Origin of the sequence: Serratia montpellierensis (genome assembly GCF_020858655.1) — a bacterium.
In the GTDB taxonomy this organism is placed as follows: Bacteria; Pseudomonadota; Gammaproteobacteria; order Enterobacterales; family Enterobacteriaceae; genus Serratia; species Serratia montpellierensis.
This window is the reverse complement of sequence record NZ_VOSN01000018.1, coordinates 291,198-308,501: the sequence shown is the minus strand read 5'-3', so window position 1 is coordinate 308,501 and position 17,304 is coordinate 291,198. Positions and strand designations below refer to the sequence as shown.

Below are 17,304 nucleotides of genomic sequence, written 5' to 3'. Positions count from 1 at the left end.
ATGAGCAACCAACAACCGTTAACAATGAGCCGCCGCCGCTTCCTGACCGGCGCCGCCGCGCTGGCCACCGCCCCGCTGCTGGCAGGCTTATGGCCCAAAGCGGCGCTGGCGCAGGCCATCAGCGAAGCGCTGCCGCAGTTCATCGTCTTGCGTCAGGCGCAAAAAGGCATCCTGACCGGCGCCCACTGGGGCGCGTTTGAGGCCATCGTGCAGGACGGCAAGATGGTCGGCGTGCAGCCGGTGCAGGACGATCCGTATCCCAATGAGCTGATCACCATGGCGCCTTATCAGGTGCACGCCGAGAACCGCATCAAATACCCGATGGTGCGTAAAAGCTGGCTGGAAGGCGGCCCCGGCAGCCGCACCGAGCTGCGCGGCCGTGACGAGTGGGTGCGCGTCAGCTGGGACAAAGCGACCGAGCTGGTGTGCAATGAGATCACTCGCCTGCAAAAAGATTACGGGCCGCAGTCGATCTACGCCGGTTCCTACGGCTGGAAAAGCGTCGGCATGCTGCACAACAGCCGCACGCTGCTGCAGCGCCTGATGAACCTGACCGGCGGTTTCCTCGGCTACGCCGGCGACTACTCCACCGGCGCGGCACAGGTGATCATGTCGCACGTGGTCGGCTCAATGGAGGTCTACGAACAGCAGACCGCCTGGCCGAACGTGATCGAGAACAGCGAGCTGGTGATCCTGTGGGGCTGCAACCCGATGGTCACGCTGAAAAACAGCTGGAACGTGCCGGATCACGTCGGCCAGACCGGCTTCGAGGCGTTGAAGAAGAAAGGCACCCGGGTGATCAGCATCGATCCGGTGCACAGCGACAGCGCCAAGTTCGTCAATGCGCAGTGGATCGCCCCGCGTCCTTATACCGACGGCGCCATGCTGATCGGCATCGCCCACACGCTGCTGACCGAGAGGCTGCATAACCCAGACTTCCTGAAAACCTACACCGTCGGCTTCGACAAGTTCCAGGCCTACCTGCTGGGCGAGAGCGACGGCGTGGCGAAAACCGCCGAATGGGCGGCCGACATCAGCGGCGTCGATGCCGACACGCTGCGCGGTCTGGCGCGCGAGATGGCGAAGCATCGCACCATGATCATGGGCGGCTGGGGCATTCAGCGCCAGCACCACGGCGAACAGCAGCACTGGCTGCTGGTGACGGTGGCGGCGATGCTCGGCCAGATCGGCCTGCCGGGCGGCGGCTTCGGCTTCAGCTACCACTATTCCTCCGGCGGCAGCCCGACCGCCAAGGGCGGCATCATCGCCGGCATCTCCGCCGGCAACGCGCCGAAGAACTCCCCGGCGCCGATCCCGGTGGCGCGCATCGCCGAATGCCTGAGCAACCCGGGCAAAACCATCGACTTCAACGGTGCCAAGGTCACCTACCCTGAGGTGAAAATGGTGTATGTGGCGGGCGGCAACACCTTCCACCAGCATCAGGACACCAATAACCTGGTCAAAGCCTGGCAGCGGCCGGACACCATCGTGGTCAACGAGCCTTACTGGACCGCCACCGCCAAGCATGCCGACATCGTGCTGCCGGCCACCACCAGCTACGAGCGCAACGATCTGGAGATGGGGGGCGACTATTCGCAGCTCTACGTGTTCCCGATGCATCAATGCGTGCCGCCGCAGCACGAGTCGCGCAGCGACTTCGACATCTTCTCGGCGATGGCGGCCAGGCTGGGCGTACAGGAAGCCTTTACCGAGGGCAAGGACGAAACCCAGTGGCTGAAAGGCATGTACGACGACATGAAGAACCAGGCTCGCGCCGCGCGGGTGGCGCTGCCGCCGTTCGACATGTTCTGGCAATCCAACAACTACGTGCGCTTCCCGGTGCCGGAGGCCAACACGCAGTGGGTGCGCTTCGCCGATTATCGTGACAACCCGCTGCTGAACCCGCTGGGCACGCCGTCGGGCAAGATTGAAATCTACTCCGATGCGATTGCCAAAATGCATTATGCGGATTGCCCCGGCATCCCGACCTGGATGCCACCGCACGAGTGGTACCGCGGACCGGAAGCGGCCAAATATCCGCTGTCGCTCAATACCGCCCACCCGACCAACCGGCTGCATTCTCAGCTCGACAACACGCCGCTGCGCGAGAAATACGCGGTAGCGGATCGTGAAGCGATCCTGATCCACCCGCAGGACGCGCAGCCGCGCGGCATCAGCGGCGGCGATCTGGTGCGGGCGTTCAACGATCGCGGCCAGATCCTGGTGGGCGCGGTGGTCAGCGAAGACGTGCGGCCTGGCGTGGTGCGCATCAGCGAAGGCGCCTGGTTCGATCCGGCCGATCCGGCGCAGCCCGGCTCGCTGTGCAAGAACGGCAACGTCAACTGCCTGACCTTTGATATCGGCTCTTCCAGCCTGGCGCAGGGCAACTGCGGGCAGATGGCGCAGCTGCAGATCGAGAAATATCAGGGGCCGGCGCTGAAAAATACCGCGCACGCGGTGCCGCAAGGCGCCTGATTTACCGGCAAGCAAGGGGGGCGCAACGCGTAATGCTGGTCAGTTAGCGTTTTTTTGAAGTACTCGAGTCGTTTTCGGTCGATAAATGAGAGGTGCATCATGAGGCTCCAGCACCTCGACCGAGCCAGGGGCCGAAGGCGCGGCCCCTGGCAACCCGCGCCTTTGCCCTATCAGACGGTTGGCTTTGCCAACTCCCCTCCCTCCGCCATACCGCATTGAGGCCGGTTGCGACAGGCGTCCCTGCCTGTCTCACCTGAAACCGCCGTCCATGGCGGTTTCTCCTAATGCGCCATGCCTGCGTTCGGCGTCTTCAAGGGCGTCCAATACCGTGCTCATCTCCGATTTCTCTTCTCTGCCATAACCTCATAAGGGACAGGTTGCCCGGTAGCTGCCAGCTCGGGTGTTGACCTTAGGCGCGCATCACCGGCTGCCGAGCAAGACGGCGTTGTCAGGGGCAACCGGCCAGGGAAGGCCGGTTGAGGCGAGACTAACAGGGATGTTTGTCGCAGCCGACCCGCCCGACAATGCAGACGCGGCGAGGGCATCCGCACAGCGGACAGACGGTGTTAAGCAAGGGCGCGGGTGGAGGGGCCGCGCCTTCGGCCCCTCCAATTGCCGTTCATTGTAGTAACAGAGAAATTCGGGGGATTTACGGCAATTCATCCTGCACGTCACGTAAAGAGACTGGATAAAAAATACCAGTCAGGCTTAAGTGACCGGCATTAGGCGCAACGCGCCCCTTTTTTCACGTCGCCGCGCGACATATTCGCTTACCCTGCGCCAATGGATAGCGGTTTGCGTTTCTTTTCAACGGGCGTATGATGCGCGCGACCTCCCTTTTTCGACGAATTCTCAACCGCCATGCCGACTTCATCCGCAGTAACGCGACGCACGCCCGATCTCACTTCGCTGGCCTTTTTGGCGGTGGCGTTCCTGACCGGCATCGCCGGTGCGTTGCAAACCCCGACGCTGAGCCTGTTTTTGGAAACCGAAGTCAAGGTGCGGCCGGCGCTGGTTGGGCTGTTCTTTACCGGCAGCGCGGTGATCGGCATTCTGGTCAGCCAGTTTCTCGCCGGCCGCTCGGATAAAAAAGGCGACCGCAAATCACTGATCTTCCTCTGCTGTATGCTGGGGGCGCTGGGGTTCACGCTGTTCGCCTGGAGCCGCAACTATTACCTGCTGCTGCTCGTCGGCGTACTGCTCACCAGCTTCGGTTCCACCGCTAACCCGCAAATGTTCGCTCTGGCGCGCGAACACGCCGATCGCACCGGCCGCGAGGCGGTCATGTTCACCTCCATCATGCGCGCCCAGGTCTCGCTCGCCTGGGTCATTGGCCCGCCGATCGCCTTCGCGCTGGCGCTGGGCTTCGGCTTCAAGGCCATGTATCTGGCGGGCGCGGCGGCCTTTGTGCTGTGCGGCCTGCTGGTGTGGAAACGGCTGCCTTCCATGCCGAAAACTGCCGCGGCGAGTGCGCCCCTGGCCGCACCGCGCCAGCATCGCCGCGATGCGCTGCTGCTGTTTGGCGCCAGCACCTTGATGTGGACCGCCAACAGCATGTACCTGATCAACATGCCGCTGTATATGGTGCACGAACTGCGGCTGCCGGAGCGGCTGGTCGGCGTGCTGATGGGCACCGCCGCCGGGCTGGAAATCCCGATCATGCTGATCGCCGGTCTGGTGGCGAAACGCTGCGGCAAGCGTTGTTTGATGCGCGGCGCCGCCGTCGCCGGCGTATTGTTCTATTGCGGCCTGCTGTTTATCACCGGCAGTTGGCAACTCATCGCCCTGCAGCTGCTGAATGCGGCGTTTATCGGCGTGCTGGCGGGGATCGGCATGCTCTACTTTCAGGATTTGATGCCCGGCCAGGCCGGCACGGCCACCACGCTGTTCACCAACACCATTCGGGTCGGCTGGGTCATTGCCGGCGCCATCGCCGGTGCGGTGGCGGAAATCTGGAACTACCATGCGGTATTTTACGCCGCGCTGGCGATGGCGGCAGGTGCGACGCTGTGTCTGTGGAAGCTGAGGGAAGTTTAGGGCGCGGTGTCCGCTTCCAGTCTGGCGAGGTAGATCAGCGCCTGATCGCGGTGATCGTGGCACATATCGCGGCTCGGCTGCAGGCTGCCGCACACTTTCGGCCGCAGCGGCGAATGAAACAGGCCGCAGCGCAGTTGTTCATCCAGATGAATGCAGCGGGTATTGGCGGGCTTGCCGTTCGGCATGCCGGGGATCGGGCTGGATATTGACGGCGCGATACAGCAGGCGCCGCAGTCGCTGCGACAGTCCATCAGCGCTACTCCTGGTGGGCTGGGGAAAAGAAGCGCGACAATAGCAGCCGCGCGCGGTGGCCGCCAGCAGAATCCCTGCGCCCCTGCGATCTTTACACTCATCGCCCTGCGCCGGCCGGCTCATCCCATGGCGAATAAACGCTCAACAAACCTTTATTTAAACGCGAAAATGCGTGAAACGTGCAATTACCCCGCTTTACATGCGCCATGCACCCATGTACCATTGAGCTAGTACAAAAGAACCTCTTCCATCAGGAGCACGCATGTCTACGGACACCATCCAGAAGCTGGCCCGCCCTTCCGTCCTCGGCGGCGCGATGATCATTGCCGGAACCGCCGTTGGCGCCGGCATGTTTTCCATTCCGATCGTCACTTCCGGTGTCTGGTTCAGCGGCTCCGTCGCGCTGCTGGTGTATACCTGGGCCTGCATGTTGCTTTCTGGCTTGATGATCCTCGAAGCCACGCTGCACTACCCGAGCGGCGCCAGCTTCAACACCATGGTCAAGGATCTGCTGGGTAAGGGCTGGAACGCCGTGAACGGCCTGTCGGTGGCGTTCGTACTCTACATCCTGACCTACGCCTATATTTCCGCCGGCGGCTCGATTATCGCGCATACGCTGGAGGGCATCGTCGGCGTCGGCCAGACCACCGCCGGCCTGGTCTTCGCTCTGGTCGTGGCGTTTATCGTCTGGCTCTCCACCCGCGCGGTCGACCGCCTGAGCACCATTCTGATCGGCGGCATGGTGATCACCTTCGTGATGTCCGTGGGCGACATGTTCACCCACGTGCAGCCCGCGGTGCTGTTCAACACCGGCGATGACCAGGCCAGCTATCTGCCTTACGCCCTAGCGGCGCTGCCTTACCTGCTGACCTCGTTCGGCTACCACGGCAACATTCCCGGGCTGGTGAAGTACTACCACAAGGACAGCAGCTCCGTGGTGCGCAGCCTGGTGTACGGCACCCTGCTGGCATTGGCTATCTACATCCTGTGGCAGTATGTGATTCAGGGCAATATCGCGCGCGACGCCTTTAAGCAGGTGATCGCCGAAGGCGGCAATATCGGCAGCCTGCTCAAGCAAATGGGCAACGTCTCCAGCAGCCAGACCGTCAGCCAACTGCTGAACGCCTTCTCCTATATGGCGCTGGCCAGCTCGTTCCTCGGCGTGTCGCTGGGCCTGTTCGACTACCTGGCGGACTTCTGCAAGTTCAAGGACGACGCCGTCGGGCGCAGCAAGACCGCACTGGTGACCTTTGTGCCGCCGACCCTGGCCGCGCTGCTGTTCCCGAACGGTTTCCTGTACGCCATCGGCTTCGCCGGGCTGGCGGCCACCATTTGGGCAGTGATCGTGCCGGCGCTGATGGCGCGCGCCAGCCGCCGCCGCTATCCGCAGGCGGGTTACCGCGCACCGGGCGGCAACGGCGTGATCCTGTTCGTCATCCTGTTCGGCTTGATCAACGCCGCCGCACATATTCTGTCGCTGTTCGGTCTGCTGCCGGTCTTCCACTAATCCTCGAAGGGAGAGCGCCTGCTCTCCCTTTCCCGCACTGTTTTTACGCCGGGCTATTGCCTGAAATCGGCGGCGCGAGTACCTTGTCGCAACTTCTCTAATACTCTTCATTGCGGATGAATTGAAATGGCAAGAGCTAACGAAATTAAGCGCGGCATGGCGATCAGCTACAACGGCAAGCTGCTGCTGGTAAAAGATATCGACGTGCAGAGCCCGAGCGCCCGCGGCGCCAGCACCCTGTACAAAATGCGCTTCTCCGACGTGCGCACCGGCCTGAAAGTGGAAGAACGCTTCAAGGGCGACGATATCCTGGACACCATTTCCCTGTCGCGCCGCAAGGTGAACTTCTCCTATATCGACGGCGAAGAATACGTGTTCATGGATGACGAGGATTACACGCCGTACATCTTCAAGAAAGACCAGATCGAAGACGAGCTGCTGTTCATTCCGGAAGGCGGCCTGCCGGGCATGCAGGTGCTGACGCTGGATGGTCAGGTGCTGGCGCTGGAGCTGCCGCAGACCGTAGATATGGAAATCGTCGAGACCGCGCCGGGCATCAAAGGCGCCTCCGCCAGCGCCCGCAACAAACCGGCCACCATGGCGACCGGTCTGGTGATCCACGTGCCGGAATACCTCAGCGCCGGCGACAAAATTCGCATTCATATCGCCGAACGCCGCTACATGAGCCGCGCCGACTAGTCGACGCCAACGGGGCCGATGCTCGGCCCCGTTTCATTTTCCGCTACGGCAACGCCGGGAAAAAGCGCCGCTTGAGCGCCAGCTCGACGCCGCGCAACTCCGCCAGCCCTTTCAACCGCCCGATGGCCGAATAGCCCGGATTGGTTTTCTTTTTCAAGTCGTCCAGCATCTGATGCCCATGATCGGGGCGCATCGGGATCGGCCGCCGATCGCCGGCCCGCTGCCGACGCAGCTCTTCGGTCAGGATCGCTTCGATCACCGCCACCATGTCCACATCGCCCTGCAGGTGCGCCCCCTCGTGGAAGCTTTTCGGGTTCTCCTCGCGGCAGGTGGCGCGCAGGTGGGTAAAGTGAATGCGATCGCCGAAGGTTTCAATCATCCGCACCAGATCGTTGTCGGCGCGCACGCCGTATGAACCGGTGCACAGGGTGAAACCGTTATAAATGCTGTCGACGGTCTGCTTCAGCCACTGCATGTCTTCAATCGTGGAGACGATGCGCGGCAGGCCGAGGATCGGCCGCGGCGGATCGTCCGGGTGCACCGCCAGCCGGATGCCGGCCTCTTCCGCCACCGGCACGATGGCACGCAGAAAGACCGCCATGTTTTCGCGCAGTTGCGCCTTATCGATGCCGTCATATTCCGCCAAGCGGCGGCGGAACTGCTCCAGCGTGTAGCCCTCTTCCGCTCCCGGCAGCCCGGCGATGATATTGCCGGTCAGCGTGGCCTTCTCCTCCTCGCTCATGGCGGCGAAATAGGCCGCCGCCTGGCTGCGCTCTTGCGGCGTATAGTCCGCCTCAGCGCCGGCGCGCTGCAGGATATGCAGCTCGAACGCGGCGAAGGCGATCTGATCGAAACGCAGCGCCTTGGCGCCGTCCGGCAGCAAATAGGCCAGATCGGTACGCGTCCAGTCGAGGATCGGCATGAAGTTGTAGCAGACGGTATCGATGCCGCAGGCCGCCAGGTTGCGCAGCGTCTGCTGGTAATGGGCGATATGCCGCTGCCAGTCCCCGCTGTGGGTTTTGATCTCCTCATGCACCGGCACGCTCTCCACCACCGACCACACCAGCCCCTTTTCCGCCAATAGCGCCTGCCGCGCGCGGATTTCGTCGATCGGCCAGACTTCGCCGTTCGCGATATGATGCAGCGCCGTCACGACTCCGGTCGCCCCAGCCTGACGCACATCATCCAAAGAAACCGGATCGTTCGGGCCATACCAACGCCATGTTTGTTCCATGTTTTGTCCTTATGCCTGTCTCGCACCGCGATGCTGTTATACCAGTTTAATTTAGATGTCAGTTATCTTTAAGGTACTCTTTCGCCCTGCGCTGTCAAAACCGAACCCCTCATTGGTTGATCCACTTCACGATTCTGGCTTATTTTGGACTGACCAATTCCTTTGGCTGGCCGACATCCTTACACTGGTCGCAGTTTTTTATCACCGGTGCCACCCTGCCTGCGCGGCGGAAAACTGGTCTGCTAACTTGGCGCAAGTGGCCCGCCAGCTGTCTTACCCGTTTTGGAGATGAGATGAAAACGATCGCCAACACCCCGCTGCCGAGCACCGTCCGGCAGCCGGACTATGACCGCCGGGCCCTGCGCAGCCGCATCGTGCACCTTGGCTTCGGCGCGTTTCACCGCGCGCATCAGGCGCTGCTGACCGATCGGGTGCTGAACGCCCACGGCGGCGATTGGGGCATTTGCGAAATCAGTCTTTCCGGCGGCGTGCCGCTGTTTGAGGCGCTACGGCAGCAGGATCATCTGTACAGCGTGCTGGAGAAAGGCGCAGACGGCCATCAGGCCATCGTGGTCGGTGCGGTGCATGAAAGCCTGCATCGCAAGCTCGAAGGCATTGCCGCGGTGCTGGAGAAACTGGCCGAGCCGCAGGTGGCGATCGTCTCGATGACCATCACCGAAAAAGGCTATTGCATCGAGCCCGGCAGCGGACGGCTGGATCGACAGCATTCGGGGATCGTCGCCGATCTGGCGTGGCCGCACCAGCCGCAGACCGTGCCCGGCATTTTGGTGGAAGCGCTGCGGCTGCGGCGCGAACGCGGCCTGCCCGCCTTCTCCCTGCTCTCTTGCGACAATATTCCGGAGAACGGCCACGTGCTACGCCGGGCGGTGCTCGATCTGGCGCAGGTGCGGGATCCAGCGCTCGCCGACTGGATCGCCACCGCCGCCACCTTCCCCTGCACCATGGTGGATCGCATCGTGCCGGCCGCCACGCCGGCCACGCTGGATGAGATTGCCGCCGCGCTGGGCGGCGTGCGCGACGAATGCGCCATCGCCTGCGAACCCTTCATCCAATGGGTGGTGGAAGACAACTTCGCCGCCGGACGCCCAGCGTGGGAGCAGGCCGGCGTCCAACTGGTCAGCGATGTGCTGCCGTTTGAACACATGAAGCTGCGCATGCTGAACGGCAGCCACTCATTCCTGGCTTATCTCGGCTACCTGGGCGGCTACCGTTACATCAACGAGTGCATGGCGGATGAGCACTACCGCCGCGCAGCCCTGCGGTTGATGCTGGACGAACAGGCCCCGACGCTGAGCGTCACCGGCATCAGCCTGCCCGACTACGCCACACAGCTTATCGCACGCTTCAGCAACCCCGCGCTGCAACACCTCACCTGGCAGATCGCCATGGACGGCTCGCAGAAGCTGCCGCAGCGCCTGCTGGACGCCGTTCGCTGGCATCTGCGGCACGGCGGCGACTATAGCGGGCTGGCGCTGGGCGTGGCGGGCTGGATGCGTTACGTCGGCGGCGTCGATGACGCCGGTCAGCCGATCGACATTCGCGATCCGCTGGCAGACGTGCTGCAACAGACTATCGCCGCCACGCCGGACGATCGGCGGCGCGTAACGGCGCTGTTGGCGCTGAAATCGGTGTTCGGCGAAACGCTGGCGGCGCATGCGGCGTTTATAGAAACGGTGACGCAAGCCTATTTGTCGCTGCGCGATCGCGGGGCGCGTGAAACGGTGAAGGAGTGGGTGATGCGGTGAGGAGCCTGCAGGAGTGAGAATAACCATGCCGGCGTAACGTTACGCCGGCATGGCGGAACGACTTAACGATAAACGACCGTCATAACAGCAAGTTTTTTCTGTTGGTCTACCCACTTCATTTCGGTTGTGCCTAGATTTAGCGGAAGTTCTTTGCGTGTAGCATCAAAACCTGACAACGCTTGCTGGGCCTGATAACGCTGGCCGTTGCGGTAACATTGCGTATTCGCCTTAGAATCTGCAATCTTGACCGTGCAAGGACTTTCAACGATAGAACCGACGAAGCGAATTACCCCGCCGGCCACTCCTGCATGACTCACTGCCGTCCATGAAAACAACATTCCTACGATCAAAAATAACCGAAAGGTATTCATGGCAACCTCATTTTTAGTTAAGCCAATTTAACCATAGAGGATCTTGTTAGGAATAATCGCAAGGAAAGGGACAGGATTTGATCGTTAATCGCGTCATTAACAATGTAAAAACAAGCTACTAACAAAAGTTAACCGCATCTAATACAGGGTTTTATCTAAGAATTTTCTTGCAAAGAAAGGTGGATTTTACCGGTTGAAAAGCGCAGGGTGACGTGCAAAATTTGCGAGATAGAGCACAAATTAAATCGCCGCCCCGGCAGCCTAACTCATTTATTAAGCAAGTTAATTTTTGCACCAGGAATGATTAATGACCAAAACCAATTTGATTACCGGCTTTCTCGGCAGCGGTAAAACCACCACCATCCGCCATTTGCTGGCTCATAAGCCCGAACAGGAACGCTGGGCGGTATTGGTCAATGAATTCGGCGAAATAGGCATCGACGGCGCGCTGCTGGCGGACAGCGGCGCGGTGCTCAAAGAGATCCCCGGCGGCTGCATGTGCTGCGTCAACGGCCTGCCGATGCAGGTGGGCTTGAATATGCTGCTGCAGCAGGCCAAACCGGATCGGCTGCTGATTGAGCCGACCGGGCTCGGACACCCGAAGCAAATCCTGTCGCTGCTGACCCAGGAGAGCTATGCCGGCTGGATCGATCTGCAGGCCACGCTGTGCCTGCTGGATGCCCGCCAGCTCAGCCAACCCCGCTACCGCGACAACGAAAACTTCCGCGATCAGCTGGCCGCGGCCGACGTTATTCTGGCCAGCAAAAGCGATACCTATCAGCCGGAAGATCGATTGGCGCTGGAAGCCTGGAGGGCACAAGATCCGCTGCAGCGGCCCTGCTACGCCATCGAGCAAGGCGAGGCGGATGTCGCGTTGTTGTCACTTCCTCGCACGAATCGTGCAGAATTACCGGACGCGCAGCATCATCATGGTCAGGCGAAAACGCAGGGGCTGGCGGCGCTGCGATTGCCGGAGCACGCCCGCTGGCGGCGAGCGTTGAACGAGGGACAAGGTTTCACCAGCTGCGGCTGGATTTTTGACGCCGACACCCAGTTCGACACCGTCGGCTTTATGGAGTGGGTGCGGCTGGCGCCGGTCGAACGCGCCAAAGGCGTGGTACGCATCCCTGAAGGCACATTGCTGATCAATCGTCAGGGGCAGGATCTCAACATCGAAACCCGCCCGTTCGCGCCGCTCGATAGCCGGATTGAACTGATCCACAGCGAAAATACCGACTGGAACGCCCTGCAATCCGCCTTGTTTAAGATTCGTTTAAGTTAAACCCCGTACCGTTGCCCCCCCGGTTTCCGCAGGGCGGCCGGGTTTGGTTTCGTTTTCATTTTTCCAACAGGTTTATGTCATGACACGCCGCAATTTACCCTTCATTCTCTTCTTTAACTTACTGGGCGTTGCGCTGTTTCTGTCCTGGTTCTTGCCGGCCAATCACGGCGGCTGGTTTACCCTGGATTCGGCGATCTTCTTTTTCTTTAATCGCCATCTGGCCACCGACCCGGCATTTTTGCATCTGGTCGCCATCACCAATAACCGCGCGTTTGATGTCATTTCGCTGCTCGCCATGGGTCTGCTGTATCTGTACTTCTACCTGAAGCAGGACGCCGCCGGCCGACGCCGCCTGGTGATCACCGGCGTGGTGATGCTGCTGACCGCCGTGGTGCTGAACCAGTTTGGTCACCTGCTGCCGGTGAAACATCCGAGCCCAACCCTGACCTTCGACAATATCAATCGCGTCAGCGCATTGACCGGCATCCCCACCAAGGACGCCTCCGGCGACAGCTTCCCCGGCGACCACGGCATGATGCTGATTATTTTTTCCTGCTTTATGCTGCGCTATTTCGGCCGCGGCGCCTTCGCCATCGCCCTACTGATTACGCTGGTCTTCTCATTGCCACGCGTGATGATTGGCGCCCACTGGTTTACCGATATCGCCGTCGGCTCGCTGTCCGTGGTGCTGGTTGGCGCCAGTTGGGTGCTGATGACGCCATGCAGCGACTGGATTATTGAACGGTTGAATCGCCTGTTGCCCGGCAAGCACCGCGCCAGCCAACCATAACTTGTATCTATGACTCATACCGGGAGGCCCGCGTCTCCCGTGCTCTCCCCCCGCGCAGCGCGCAAAATGTCTCCGCCGTCCGTTAACGGTTTGCAACCTGATTTCACGCCAGATTCATACATCGGACAATTGGCGTTTTTTATATGAAGATTTACATTATGTTACATCACAAATTCATATAAAAAAGACGGGAAAAAGGCTCGCAATCCCCTATTTGTTCCGGTAATCTCAGATGCGTTTGTGCCTGGTTTAAGTCGAATCAGTATGGAATCCGATAAAAATGTGCGTTCCCGCACGTTTTCAGCGGTAACTGATTGTCGATGCAGCAGGTGCGGACTAGGCTCGTTCCGTTTGGCATTTTTCAGGTAGCGACTTTCGTCGTTAAGGACTTCAAGGGAAAACAACAACAATGGTCAAATCTCAACCGTTTCTGAGATATTTTTTGCGGGTAGTCCCTGCAATTGCCGCTGCGGTTATGCTGTCAGCGTGCAGCTCGACTCACACTTCGAACTTGAATAACGCACAAACTGAGATGCGTGCAGTTAATGACAAAGACGGTCTTTTACTGCAAGCCTCTCAGGATGAATTCGAAGCGATGGTCCGCAACGTTGACGTCAAGTCAAAGATTATGGATCAGTACGCGGACTGGAAAGGCGTTCGCTACCGCTTAGGCGGTGACACCAAGCGCGGCATCGATTGCTCGGCGTTTGTGCAGCGCACCTTCCGCGAACAATTCGGTATGGATTTACCGCGCTCTACCTATGAACAGGAAGATCTCGGCAAGAAAATCCAGCGCACTAAGCTGCGTGCCGGCGATTTGGTGCTGTTCCGCGCCGGCTCTACCGGGCGCCATGTCGGCATCTATTTAGGCAACGATCAGTTCGTTCACGCCTCCACCAGCAGTGGTGTCATGATTTCCAAGCTGACCGATAACTATTGGGACAAACGTTATCGAGAAGCGCGCCGGGTGCTGACCAGCGGCTGACGGCGCATCGCCTTGAAGATTCTGAATACCAAACGAGCGATAAGCGCCGCCTACGGGCGGCGTTTTTTTTGGCGGTCAAACAGGTGCCATCGAAATTGATCCCTGGGTTATCGTCACCTCTCCCCCTTAACTCCGCCGCACGCCATTATTTTGATAAACTGTTGGCAGGAAATCGCGCCGTCGAGGAAAAACTCGCCTATTATCGTCAGATGACGGTAACGGCACCCCGGCGTTATTTAAAACGTTTCCGCTTAAAATAAGCGCACTCTATTTATGTCGGCGACGCCGCGTATTTAAACGGCGCCGCCGGTTGGTACGGGATAAAAAGGCAAAAATGAAAAAAAAGCCCTTGGTACAATCCATTAACTGGCAGTGCGCCCCCCCTGACGCCCTGTTGCAGAGGACTCGGTTATGGGCTTGAAACGGGCTTTCGCCCGCAGCGTATCTCACCGACAGCGCAGCCTGGCTAAAAGCGGCGTCGCCGCTCTGGTATTTTTTACGCTATTCACCGCGGTCACGCTTTCTTTGATCAACCACCAGCGCACGCAATATCAACATAAAGTCGAAGCGCGTACGCAAAAGTTCACGCTGGGTTATATCTCACACCTGACTGCAGTGATGCAGCAAATGATGCCGCTGCTGGATAAGCCTTGCCTCTCCAGCCAGTCGGACATTACCTACCAGGCGGCCTTTACCAGCGGCGTGCGCACCTTCCTGTTAGTGAAGGAGGGCTATGCCTATTGCTCCTCCGCCACCGGCGACATGATGTTGCCGATGAAAAGCCTTTATCAGGAAATCGACTGGAATCTGCCCCTGGACCTGAAGCTGCAGCAGGGCACGCCGATCGTGCCAAACAAGCCGGCGGTTGCGGTTTGGCTGCGGCATCCCGGCAAGCAGGCGACCGGCATCCTCGCTACGCTGGACATCGATCTGATGCCCTATTTACTGTTCACCTCGCATGACGAACAGGCGCCGGGCATCGCCATCGTGATGGGCAACCGCGCCCTGACCACCTTTAGCCCGAACCTGATGCCGGTCGATCAGCTACCGAAAGGCAAAGCGGATACCCTGACGCTGCCCAATCTGCCGCTGTCCATCCTGTTCTACAACGAGAAGCTGACGCCCAACGATATTCGCCTGACGCTGCTGGGCAGCCTGGTGCTGTCATTGATGATCGGCGTACTCTGCTACTACATGCTGTTGCTGCGGCAAAGCCCGGAGCGCGCGCTGCTGCGCGGCATCAAGCGCAACGAGTTCTTTATCGAATACCAGCCGGTATTCCATACCGACAGCAACAGCATCGGCGGGCTGGAAGCGCTGATCCGCTGGCAGCATCCGCTCGAGGGCCGCATCCCGCCCGATGTTTTTATCCCCTACGCCGAAAGCAACGGGCTGATCGTGCCGCTTACCCGCCATCTGTTCAGGCTGATCGCCGAAGATGCACCGCAGCTCGCCAAAGCGCTGCCACGGGGAGGCAAAGTCGGTCTCAATATTTCCCCCGCCCACCTTAGCGCGCCGTCGTTCCATCAGGACGTGTATGAACTGTTGGCGCAGCTGCCGGGCGATTACTTTACGCTGGTGTTTGAAATCACCGAGCGCGGCATGGTGGAAGAAGAGAGCGCGCTGGCGGAGTTTGACTGGCTGCACAAACAGGGCATCGAGATCGCGGTAGACGATTTTGGCACCGGCCACAGCGCATTGATCTATCTTGAACGCTTCACCATGGATTATCTGAAGATCGATCGCGGCTTCGTCAATACCATCGGCCAGGACACGGTCACCGCGCCGGTGCTGGATGCGGTGATCTCGCTGGCGAAAAAGCTGAAAATGCTGACGGTGGCCGAAGGCGTCGAAACCGCCGAGCAGATGCAGTTCCTGCAAGAACACGGCGTCAACTTCATGCAGGGGTACTACTTCAGCAAGCCGCTGAGCATCGATGATTTCGTCGCCTACTGCAATGCTCATCAGGTCTTTGATTATCAGGCAAAAAAATAGTTAATCTTTAAGCATCTTTACCCTGCGCCCGCCCGAAGAATGTTATGCTGGGCGCAGGTTGTACTTTATTCCACAGCAGGAGCTTACCGTCCGATGTCCGTGCGCATTTTCGCTGCTCTGGTGCTCTCGGCACTGAGCTTCGGTCTGCAGGCCGAAGCCCTCAACGAAAGCTACGCTTTCGCCCTTCTCGGTGAACCGAAATACGCCACCGACTTCAGCCATTTCGACTACGTCAACCCGGCGGCGCCCAAGGGCGGAGACGTACGGTTGGCGGCCATCGGCACCTACGACAACTTCAACCGCTTCGCCACCCGCGGCGTGCCCGGCGAGCGCACGATGGAGCTGTACGATACGCTGTTCACCAACTCCGACGACGAACCCGGCAGCTATTACCCGTTGATTGCCGAATCGGCCCGTTTCCCGGCCGACATGCGCTGGATGGAATTGGATATCAACGCCCGCGCTCGCTTCCAGGACGGCAGCCCGATCACCGCCGCCGACGTGGCCTTCACCTTCAATAAATTCATGACCGAAGGCGTGCCGCAGTTTCGCTCCTATTACAAAGGCGTCACGGTCAAGGCCATTTCCCGGTTGACCGTGCGCATCGAACTGCCTAAGGCGAATCGGGATCAAATCCTCAGCCTGCTCAGCCTGCGCGTATTGCCGGAAAGCTTCTGGAAGAACCATAAGCTCAATGAACCGCTCAACACGCCGCCACTCGCCAGCGGCCCGTATAAAATCAGCGATTACCGCCTCGGTCAGTACATCACCTATCAGCGAGTACGCGACTACTGGGCCGCCAACCTGCCGGTGAATCGCGGCCGTTATAACTTCGACAGCATTCGCTACGATTATTACCTGGACGATAAAGTGGCGCTGGAAGCCTTCAAGGCCGGGGCTTACGATTTCCGCATCGAGCCGTCGCCCAAGAGCTGGGCCACCCAGTATCAGGGCGGCAACTTCGCGCGCAACTACATCATCAAGCAGGACGAGACCAACCAGGCGGCGCAGAATACCCGTTGGCTGGCGTTCAACCTGCAAAAACCGCTGTTCGCCGATCGTCGGGTACGGGAAGCGATCGGCCTGGCTTTCGACTTCAACTGGATGAACAAGGCGTTGTATTACAACGCCTATCAGCGCGCCGACAGCTATTTCCAAAACACCGCCTACGCCGCCCGTAGCTACCCGGACGCCGCCGAACTGGCCTTGCTGGCACCGCTCAAAGGCCAGGTGCCGCCGGAGGTGTTCACCAGCATCTACCAGCCGCCCTCCTCCGACGGCAGCGGCAACGATCGGCAAAATCTGCTGAAAGCGACCCAACTGCTGAAAGAAGCCGGTTGGGTGGTCAAAAATCAAAAGTTAGTCAACGCCAAAACCGGCCAGCCGTTCACCTTTGAATTGATGCTGCTGAGCGGCAGCAACTTCCAATATGTGCTGCCGTTCCGCCACAACCTGCAGCGGTTGGGCATCGAGATGCAAATCCGCGAGGTCGACGCCTCGCAATATACGCGCCGCATGCGCGAGCGCGATTTCGACATGATGTCGACGGTGTACATGGCGATGCCGTTCCCCAGCGCCGATCTGCAAATCCTGTGGGATTCGCAGTACATCGATTCCAGTTACAACACGGCCGGCGTCAAAGACCCGGCGGTCGACAGCCTGGTGAGACAAATCGCCGCCCATCAAGGCGACGAAAAAGCCCTGCTGCCGCTCGGCCGCGCGCTGGACCGGGTGCTGACCTGGAACAACTACATGCTGCCGATGTGGTACTCCAACCACGATCGCTACGCCTATTGGGACAAATTCTCCACGCCGCCAATCCGCCCGGCCTATGCGATTGGCTTCGACAACTGGTGGTACGACGTCAACAAGGCGGCGCGTTTACCGGCTCAGCGGCAATAAGGAGTCGGA

At 59.8% G+C, this 17,304-nt stretch carries 14 protein-coding genes; 11 read left to right on the top strand and 3 right to left on the bottom strand.

Going from position 1 to position 17,304, the window contains the following annotated elements; translation table 11 throughout:
- A complete protein-coding gene (torA, locus tag FUU19_RS19795) occupies positions 1-2,475 on the top strand; it encodes a trimethylamine-N-oxide reductase TorA (RefSeq protein ID WP_230490690.1) in 2,475 nt (824 codons plus the stop codon).
- Positions 2,476-3,336: 861 nt separating this feature from the next.
- Entirely contained in the window at positions 3,337-4,512 is a 1,176-nt protein-coding gene (locus FUU19_RS19790; RefSeq protein WP_230490689.1) for a sugar efflux transporter, read from the top strand.
- Here the strand turns inward: FUU19_RS19790 and FUU19_RS19785 are convergent.
- A complete protein-coding gene (locus FUU19_RS19785; RefSeq protein ID WP_019453627.1) occupies positions 4,509-4,763 on the bottom strand; it encodes a YkgJ family cysteine cluster protein in 255 nt (84 codons plus the stop codon). The genes FUU19_RS19790 and FUU19_RS19785 overlap by 4 nt on opposite strands.
- A gap of 263 nt (positions 4,764-5,026) precedes the next feature.
- On the opposite strand from FUU19_RS19785, the gene mtr reads away from it, so the two are divergent.
- Positions 5,027-6,271 carry a tryptophan permease gene (gene mtr / locus FUU19_RS19780; RefSeq protein ID WP_025303548.1) on the top strand — a complete coding sequence of 415 codons (1,245 nt, stop codon included), beginning with the start codon at positions 5,027-5,029 and terminating at the stop codon, positions 6,269-6,271.
- A 126-nt stretch (positions 6,272-6,397) separates the two neighbouring features.
- Complete coding sequence (gene yeiP / locus FUU19_RS19775; protein ID WP_004935725.1) at positions 6,398-6,970, top strand: elongation factor P-like protein YeiP; 573 nt, start codon at positions 6,398-6,400, stop codon at positions 6,968-6,970.
- A gap of 43 nt (positions 6,971-7,013) precedes the next feature.
- On the opposite strand, the gene uxuA is transcribed toward yeiP, so the two are convergent.
- Positions 7,014-8,204: a mannonate dehydratase gene (gene uxuA, locus FUU19_RS19770; protein ID WP_197834686.1), complete on the bottom strand. Its 1,191-nt coding sequence runs from the start codon at positions 8,202-8,204 to the stop codon at positions 7,014-7,016.
- Between the two features lie 293 nt (positions 8,205-8,497).
- Between uxuA and FUU19_RS19765 the strand changes: the two genes are divergently transcribed.
- Positions 8,498-9,970 carry a mannitol dehydrogenase family protein gene (locus FUU19_RS19765; RefSeq protein WP_197834685.1) on the top strand — a complete coding sequence of 491 codons (1,473 nt, stop codon included), beginning with the start codon at positions 8,498-8,500 and terminating at the stop codon, positions 9,968-9,970.
- Positions 9,971-10,032: 62 nt separating this feature from the next.
- On the opposite strand, the gene FUU19_RS19760 is transcribed toward FUU19_RS19765, so the two are convergent.
- Entirely contained in the window at positions 10,033-10,341 is a 309-nt protein-coding gene (locus tag FUU19_RS19760) for a type 1 fimbrial protein (protein ID WP_141967690.1), read from the bottom strand.
- A gap of 307 nt (positions 10,342-10,648) precedes the next feature.
- Here FUU19_RS19760 and FUU19_RS19755 point away from each other — a divergent pair, with 307 nt between their 5' ends.
- The 6 genes from FUU19_RS19755 (at position 10,649) to FUU19_RS19730 (ending at position 17,295) form a co-directional block, all read left to right on the top strand.
- A complete protein-coding gene (locus tag FUU19_RS19755; protein ID WP_230490688.1) occupies positions 10,649-11,623 on the top strand; it encodes a CobW family GTP-binding protein in 975 nt (324 codons plus the stop codon).
- Positions 11,624-11,702: 79 nt separating this feature from the next.
- Complete coding sequence (locus tag FUU19_RS19750) at positions 11,703-12,413, top strand: phosphatase PAP2 family protein (protein WP_197834683.1); 711 nt, start codon at positions 11,703-11,705, stop codon at positions 12,411-12,413.
- Between the two features lie 409 nt (positions 12,414-12,822).
- Complete coding sequence (gene mepS, locus FUU19_RS19745) at positions 12,823-13,398, top strand: bifunctional murein DD-endopeptidase/murein LD-carboxypeptidase (protein WP_038876300.1); 576 nt, start codon at positions 12,823-12,825, stop codon at positions 13,396-13,398.
- Positions 13,350-13,658 carry a hypothetical protein gene (locus FUU19_RS19740; RefSeq protein ID WP_230490946.1) on the top strand — a complete coding sequence of 103 codons (309 nt, stop codon included), beginning with the start codon at positions 13,350-13,352 and terminating at the stop codon, positions 13,656-13,658. The genes mepS and FUU19_RS19740 overlap by 49 nt, the downstream gene beginning before the upstream one ends.
- A 151-nt stretch (positions 13,659-13,809) precedes the next feature.
- The gene (locus tag FUU19_RS19735; protein WP_230490687.1) at positions 13,810-15,393 is read left to right on the top strand and encodes a cyclic di-GMP phosphodiesterase; all 1,584 of its coding nucleotides are present in this window, start codon (positions 13,810-13,812) and stop codon (positions 15,391-15,393) included.
- Between the two features lie 93 nt (positions 15,394-15,486).
- Positions 15,487-17,295 carry an extracellular solute-binding protein gene (locus FUU19_RS19730; protein ID WP_197834681.1) on the top strand — a complete coding sequence of 603 codons (1,809 nt, stop codon included), beginning with the start codon at positions 15,487-15,489 and terminating at the stop codon, positions 17,293-17,295.
- Positions 17,296-17,304 lie beyond the last annotated feature (9 nt).